Here is a 7,150-nt window from a genome sequence, read left to right on the forward strand (position 1 = left end):
TGGCAACGCGGAACCAATGAAAATACCAATGGTTTATTGAGAGAATACATGCCTAAGGGAGTGGATATCAGTACCATCAATGATAAAGAAATTCAGGGCTATGCCACTAAGTTGAACAAGCGTCCTCATAAATGTCTAGGCTGGAAAACACCATATGAGTCATTCTTTAACGTTGCGTTGCACTTAATTTGACAATTCAAGCCTTTTAAATACCCCTCCCACCATTATGAATGAAGCTTATATGTATACAATCGTTTCTTTTCTTGGCATCCCTGCGAATATCTTGTTTAACTATACTGCATCAATACTACGATCCTTTGGGGATTCTATTCACCCACTTCATTTTTTGATTATTTCATTAATTATCAACATTATTCTAGATGTTCTGTTTATTAAAATTTGTAAAATGGACGTTTCTGGCGCGGCATGGGCCACAGTTATCAGTGAGTTTATTGGTGGGATATTAAACACTATTCTTATATTTAAGTCAAATCTTTTTATAAACAATCCCATTCGAAAGATGAATTTTTCAGTTCAACATTTCAACAAAATGATCATCATCGGTCTTCCAATGGGGCTTGAGTATTCCGTATCGGCTATCGGAGCTATTATAATGCAAGGGGCTATCAACTCAATGGGGCCATCAATAATTGCAGCTCAGTCTTCAGCCGATAAAATACGTCAATTATTCACGCTTCCTATGGAAAGTGTGGGAGCAGCGATTGCAACATATCAAGCTCAAAACTTTGGAGCAAGACAGATAAAGCGTATGAGAGATGGGATATACTACGGTTCAATTATTCAAATTGTATATTCTATTATTTCATTCACCATACTTATATTTTCAGCGAATACTTTAAGTAAGCTATTAATTGGAAATATTCCCAACGTGATATCTTACTCGGAAAAATACCTTTTTATAATCTCGTTCTTCTTCCCTTTTCATGGACTATTGATGATTTTTAGAAATACGCTTCAAGGATGGGGCCACAGCATAATAGCAATCCTATCAGGTCTTGGCGAACTGATAGGACGGGGGATTGGTAGCTTACTAGCTGTATCTACCTTTGGGTACACAGCTATTTGTCTTTCTAATCCACTTGCTTGGGGAATTTCATTAGCCTATTGTTTTATCATGGTTATCATCTTATTAAAAAAACATCAATCTGAATAAATCATATGCTTCATATTATTCAATCAAAATAATTCAATTAAAAGAGTCCTGCTCTAAGTGATACATTCCTTAAGATAGCATAAGCTTAAATCTTACGGAACGCTTCACATGAAGCAGGACCTTTCTATTCTTTATTAAAGTGAAATTAAATCTTTGACTGCGAAACTTACATCCAACATCGATTCTGATTTCTTTGTATTTGGTACTTTTACAATCACCTTTCTACTTTGACCATCAAAGAACCAGCCAGTCTTGGCATTTTGAAATTTTTCAAAATTCAAATATTGATCAATAACATCACTATTTAGCAATACTTGAGCAGGGGCAACCGTTGGGCAATAGATTTGATATTCAATATCTTCTACCAACGAACTATATTCACCAATACTGTGTCTCACAACTTCTACCCCGTTATCAGTAGACGATACTCTTATATTAGATTTTAAGCACTGACCATCTTTATAATCGTTTGACTTACCGTCATCCTCATATAGATCGAAAGAAGCTTTAGTGCTAGGTTCAATTAAGAATTTCATTTTGGTAATAGTATCATTGTGAATGTTGTTTAAGTTATCTGTCATTGGTACAATACTTCCAGATTTCAAAAACATGGGAATACTACTTATATCAACTGGTATGGTGATTATCTGACCACCTTCGTAATAAGTGTTATTAGATAAATCAACCCACTCTGTTCCTTTTGGTAAGTAAACCTTATGTTCTTTTTCACCTTTATCCAAAACATTTGAAACAAGGAGAGATGAACCAAGCATGAATTCAAAACTTTCTTCATAGGTTTCTTGATCATCCTGAAATTCATAAACTAAGGGTCTCATAATTGGTGATCCTTTAGTTGATGACTCAAATAGCAACGAATAGAAGTATGGGATTAACGAGTAACGTAATTTAATTGCATCGCGAATATATTTTGTATAATCTGGGTACATCCACGGTTCAGTAACTGTATTATCAGTATTTGACGAGTGAATTGAAAATCTTGGTTGAAAAACCCCATTTTGCACCCAACGAACAAAAAGTTCCGGCTCAGGTGCAGGACCATCAAACCCACCAATATCACATCCTTGATTAGCAACTCCTGAAAGTCCCATACCTAAAATTGTTGGAACATTATATTTTAAGTTTGTCCAATTGGTTCCATTATCACCTGCCCATGTTTGTGCATAACGCTGTATGCCTGCAAAGCCAGCTCTATTTGTAACATATGGCCTTATATCTGGATTGTATTTTTTCATAGCATCATGTGATGACTTAGCCATCATTGTTGACATAATTGGCTTTACACTTGCTATTGGCTTCTTCAATCCATCTGCAAAAGCAATTGCTTTACCATTGCTAATTTCGTATTCATTATTATCATTCCAAATTGATGTTATTCCCTTTGAAATAAGAGAATCAGTCATATACTGATTCCACGTTTGACGACCCTTTTCGCTAGTGAAATCTACGAAATGTGCATCACCGCCCCAATATTGATCTGTTTCAAATTCACTCTCATCTTCAGTCTTTACAAAGGCATCATTCTTTTCAAAATCTTTCATGAATGGATGTGTCAATAGTAATCCTGGTTTAATATTTGGTGATAAAAGGACTCCTCGTTTTTTTAATTCATTAATAAAATCTTCTGGATTCGGAAATCTATCTTTATTCCAGTTAAAAACATATCTTTTACCATCTTCACCAGTTGTATATCCAGATGACAAAAAGAATCCATCACATGGAATTCCATTTTTCTTACATGTATCAACAAAATCCAAAATTGCATCATCTGCATGCTTATCAAGCTCAGTATAATACATAGTCGAACCCATATAGCCTAAAGACGCAACTGGAGGTAATACAGTCTTACCCGTCAAGTCAGTATAGTGTTCAACAACGTTCTTTATAGTTGGACCCCCTATAAAGAACCAGTCGATATCACTGCCTTCAGTTTCAAAATAACTATATCTTTTCCAATAGTTGCTGTGCTCGCTATCCATATCAAATACAGAATCATAGGAATCGTTATAAAACATTCCAGTTGCAATATTGTTATCTCCATTCAAATTAATATAAAATGGAATCATTTTATATAGAGGGTCAGATTGCGAGGCATCCCATCCGAGAGAATCAGTATTATGCATCCTCATTCTCCGCTTATATTTGTTTAGTTTACCTGATTTTTCACCAAACCCATAAAAATAATTGTTATCCCCCATCCTCGAATAATGGAGATGTCTTCCCAAATCATCTTCAACAAAAGCGCGTTTTGGTAAGTCTTCGTGAACAACATTACCGTCCTGATCAATAATTTCAAAAGCAAAGGGATCCTTTGCAATAATTAAGGTATAAATTGGTGCCTTAATTATATATCTTCCTGCTTCTTCCGTTATGGTTACTGACTTTGGAACCACCCGTGTTCTCTCATCTTTGAGAACGCCATCTAGCTGATCTTCCCAAGCAGTCTTAACAAGCGCATAAGACTCTTCCTCACTAAAGTCTTCTTGAAAAGTACTTCTAAAGCGAATAATATTATCGTCTAAAAAATAAATTTGAAATTTTACAGTATCCGTTTCGAGTAATAAATAGCTTCCTACGTCCTTTAAACCAGTAACCCTATTAGCAACTTTCATGGTATTCCTCCTAGAAATTACGTACTAGTTCCCAGATAATAACTCACAAAAACTAATACATCAGTATAGAACTAATATACCACATTCAGAAAACGCTTTCAATTAACCGGCCGACAACTCATCTATATCTCCCTTTTATACTCACTTGGTAACTTGCCAACAATATTTTTAAAGACCTTGGTAAAGTAGTTACTGTCCTCAAAGCCAACATGTAAGGCTATATCAGTGATTTTTAAGTTATATGTGCTTATTAAAAACTTCGCCAAATCTACACGTAATTCATTAACATACTCAGTTATCGAAAGACCGACTTCGGTGTTAAACTGCCTTGATAAGTAATTTGCATTTATGTTCAAGGTCGTTGAAAGCATTTCTAAAGTAATTTTCTTATTAAAGTTTAAATCTATAAAATCAACACACCTCCGTATCGTAGGTGTATATTTTTTGCCCTTACAATCACGTACTATTGACGTATACTCCCGGATCATTTCCCCAACAATATTCTTTAACCCTTTAATTTCAAGTTGACTCTCGATTTTTGTAGCATACTTTTCAGACACTCTGTCTAACACTACTGGTTGCACATTACCCTCTCTTGCGGAAATTCGACATAATGTATTTATTACAAAGCAAATATTTTTTCCGGATCTAAGAGGACTTTGAATTATCCTTTTTTCAAAAACATCAATCAAGTCTTTGGCCCAATCTTCAAAATGACTAACGCTATTGATATCCCCCATTGAAATAGAATGCATTAATTCAGATTCTGTTTCGTAACGATGGTTAATAGATTTGGCGCTTCTAATGTTATCAACACCCATATTCATACCATTGAGACTTCCATAAGAATAGATTTTTTTCTGAACGACATCCATATTATCCTGTTCAAGTAAATTACCAAACAGTCTACTTAAATAATCAATCTCATTCTCTTCAAATATTGATAACTGGGAGAAAAGATAGTAATTTTTTTCACTGTTATGTTCTTTTGCAAAGGGTCCTAACACAACCCACTCATTATTTTTAAAATGACATAAAAAAACTATATTGTCTATTGAAACAACGTTTATAACCTTAGTGCCCCTGATTAGATTATCTAATCTACCTCTCAATAAAGAATTCATATTTACATGAGAGTTGAAAATAACGGAAATTTTTATCCTGTCATCTAATCCAATCACATATGCATTTAACTTTGTCACCGAAGAAATCATCTGTAATGTCTTATTTAAATCACTCATTAATCATACCTTCCCTTGAAAGCGCTTAATAAACATCATTATTTTACTATTAAGGTAATTATTTTTCTAGTATTAAAATTTAAATTATCTTAGTTTGAATATATAAAGAAATTGGAGGTATAGATATGACTAACACGCAAAGCTTTTTATTTCCTAGAAACACTGCCACAAGAAGTACCATTTCATTAGATGGAATCTGGCAGTTCAAGCTCGATCCTAATGCCAGTGGTGAAGAAAATAGTTGGCAAAATGAATTAGAAGATTCTTCTCCAATGACAGTACCAAGTAGCTTCAATGAATCCATAGACGATTATGATTATGCTGGCGATTATTGGTATGAGAAGAAAGTTACAATTTCAAATTTGCTCAAAAGCCAAAGATTAGTGATTCGCTTTGGAGCTGTAACTCACCGTGCAACAGTTTTTATTAATGGAATTGAGGTGGGACAGCATGAAGGTGGTTTTATGCCATTCTCTTTTGACATTACTGACTATGTAAAATTTGGATACGAAAATACCATTACAGTAAAAGGAAATAACGAACTTTCTCATACAACTCTTCCAACAGGTCAAGTATTTTTTGATGCGGCTGGTGTAAAGAGAGTTCGCCCATATTTTGACTTTTTTAACTATGCGGGAATTAATAGGTCTGTATATTTAATTTCTGAACCTCAAAATACAATCCGTGACTATTCTACAACTTATGAGTTAAAGGGAGATAAAAGTATCGTTAACTACTCTATAAATCTATCCGAATCAGACAATGACAACCTAAGTCTAAAAGTCTCATTATATGACAAAAATAATAATTTGGTCGCTGATTCTGATGGATTGTCAGGCAAATTGTCAGTTTCTAAAGCTCATAACTGGTCTCCTGACTCCCCTTATTTGTACAAGATTGTGATTCAGCTAACTGACAATTCCACTTTAATTGATGAATATATTGACTTTATTGGTATAAGAACAATCGAGGTAATGGGAGACAAAATACTACTAAACGGGCAATCTATTTATCTAAAAGGTTTTGGTCGGCATGAAGACAGCCAAGCGTTTGGCCGAGGAACAAATCTCGCTCAACAAAAACAGGATTTTCATTTAATGAAATGGATGGGCGCCAACTCTTTTAGAACTTCACACTACCCATACTCCGAAGAAATTTACCAGCTTGCTGATGAAATTGGAATTTTGATTATTGATGAAGGCCCATTTGTTGGACTTCAAGAACTAAGTAATCCTTTCTTAGGCTCGACTGGCGAAATTAAAGAGATGTTTTTTGATCAACCAAAAACAACAACCGAATTGCTCCCTTATCATATTCAAATGGTAAAGGACTTAATCGATCGCGATAAAAATCACCCGAGTGTCATTATGTGGAGCTTATTTAACGAACCGGATACTTCTACTGACAGTGCTGTCCCTTACTTTAAAAAGATTTTTGAAACTGCTATCGAATCAGACCCTCAAAAAAGGCCGCGAACTTTTACACTATACGGAAAGCAAGGCGTGACAGACTCAAAAACCTATCAATTTGCTGATGTAATTGCTTTAAATAGATACTATGGGTGGTATTCTGAAGCTGGCACTAATCTTTCTGATGCTGCAGTAGAGTTACATCGTGACCTTGATGAATGGAAAAATAGTCATATCAATAAACCGCTTATCTTTACTGAGTATGGTGCAGACACTTTAAACGGATATTCATCAGTAAATGGTGAAATGTGGTCTGCTCAATTCCAACAAAGATATTACGCTTTATACCATAAAATTTTTGATGAGTACCCATTCGTTAAAGGAGAACAATTATGGAATTTCGCAGACTTTAAAACTACTGAGGGTATAATGCGTGTAGGAGGAAACTCTAAGGGAATATTTACAAGAGATCGGCAACCCAAGCCAATTGTTTATGATTTAAAAGATAGGTGGACTTCACTGCCAAACAATTACAAAGCCAACAAATAAAAAAAAGGTTCTCATATAAATGGGAGCTACTCCGTGTCAAGCGGACAGTTAAATAATTAAAATTAGGCAATCTTATTTGAGGCATGATTTCGATATTCTATCGGAGTCATGCCTTTTAGTGTTAATTGGCGGCGATTGAAGTTATAC

The 7,150-nt window shown here is 34.7% G+C and carries 5 protein-coding genes and 1 pseudogene; 4 read left to right on the forward strand and 2 right to left on the reverse strand.

Annotated elements, in window-relative coordinates:
* The 3 genes and pseudogenes from QOW94_RS10665 to QOW94_RS10670 all read left to right on the forward strand — a co-directional run.
* On the forward strand, window positions 1-192 hold a 192-nt coding region (locus QOW94_RS10665), incomplete at its 5' end, for a transposase (RefSeq protein WP_502867272.1).
* 19 nt (window positions 193-211) lie between these two features.
* Window positions 212-376 (forward strand): annotated as a pseudogene (locus tag QOW94_RS11120) (MATE family efflux transporter); the annotation flags it as partial.
* A 30-nt stretch (window positions 377-406) separates the two neighbouring features.
* Window positions 407-1,174, forward strand: a complete 768-nt coding sequence (locus QOW94_RS10670) for an MATE family efflux transporter (protein ID WP_502867273.1) — start codon at window positions 407-409, stop codon at window positions 1,172-1,174.
* Window positions 1,175-1,308: 134 nt separating this feature from the next.
* Here the strand turns inward: QOW94_RS10670 and QOW94_RS10675 are convergent, their stop codons facing one another.
* Both QOW94_RS10675 and QOW94_RS10680 read right to left on the reverse strand, forming a co-directional pair.
* On the reverse strand, window positions 1,309-3,804 hold the full coding sequence (locus QOW94_RS10675) for a glycoside hydrolase family 31 protein (RefSeq protein ID WP_283680441.1): 2,496 nt from the start codon (window positions 3,802-3,804) through the stop codon (window positions 1,309-1,311).
* Window positions 3,805-3,926: 122 nt separating this feature from the next.
* Window positions 3,927-5,045, reverse strand: a complete 1,119-nt coding sequence (locus QOW94_RS10680; RefSeq protein WP_283680442.1) for a helix-turn-helix transcriptional regulator — start codon at window positions 5,043-5,045, stop codon at window positions 3,927-3,929.
* A gap of 125 nt (window positions 5,046-5,170) precedes the next feature.
* Here QOW94_RS10680 and uidA point away from each other — a divergent pair, with 125 nt between their 5' ends.
* Entirely contained in the window at window positions 5,171-7,003 is a 1,833-nt protein-coding gene (gene uidA, locus QOW94_RS10685) for a beta-glucuronidase (protein ID WP_283680443.1), read from the forward strand.
* The last annotated feature ends 147 nt before the right edge of the window (window positions 7,004-7,150 follow it).

It is taken from the genome of Lentilactobacillus sp. Marseille-Q4993 (assembly GCF_951230165.1).
In the GTDB taxonomy this organism is placed as follows: Bacteria; Bacillota; Bacilli; order Lactobacillales; family Lactobacillaceae; genus Lentilactobacillus.

Coding starts and splice junctions, on each gene's coding strand:
- QOW94_RS10675 (WP_283680441.1), bottom strand. CDS start 3,804: ATGAAAGTTGCTAATAGGGTTACTGGTTTAAAGGACGTAGGAAGCTAT.
- uidA (WP_283680443.1), top strand. CDS start 5,171: ATGACTAACACGCAAAGCTTTTTATTTCCTAGAAACACTGCCACAAGA.
- QOW94_RS10670 (WP_502867273.1), top strand. CDS start 407: ATGGACGTTTCTGGCGCGGCATGGGCCACAGTTATCAGTGAGTTTATT.
- QOW94_RS10680 (WP_283680442.1), bottom strand. CDS start 5,045: ATGAGTGATTTAAATAAGACATTACAGATGATTTCTTCGGTGACAAAG.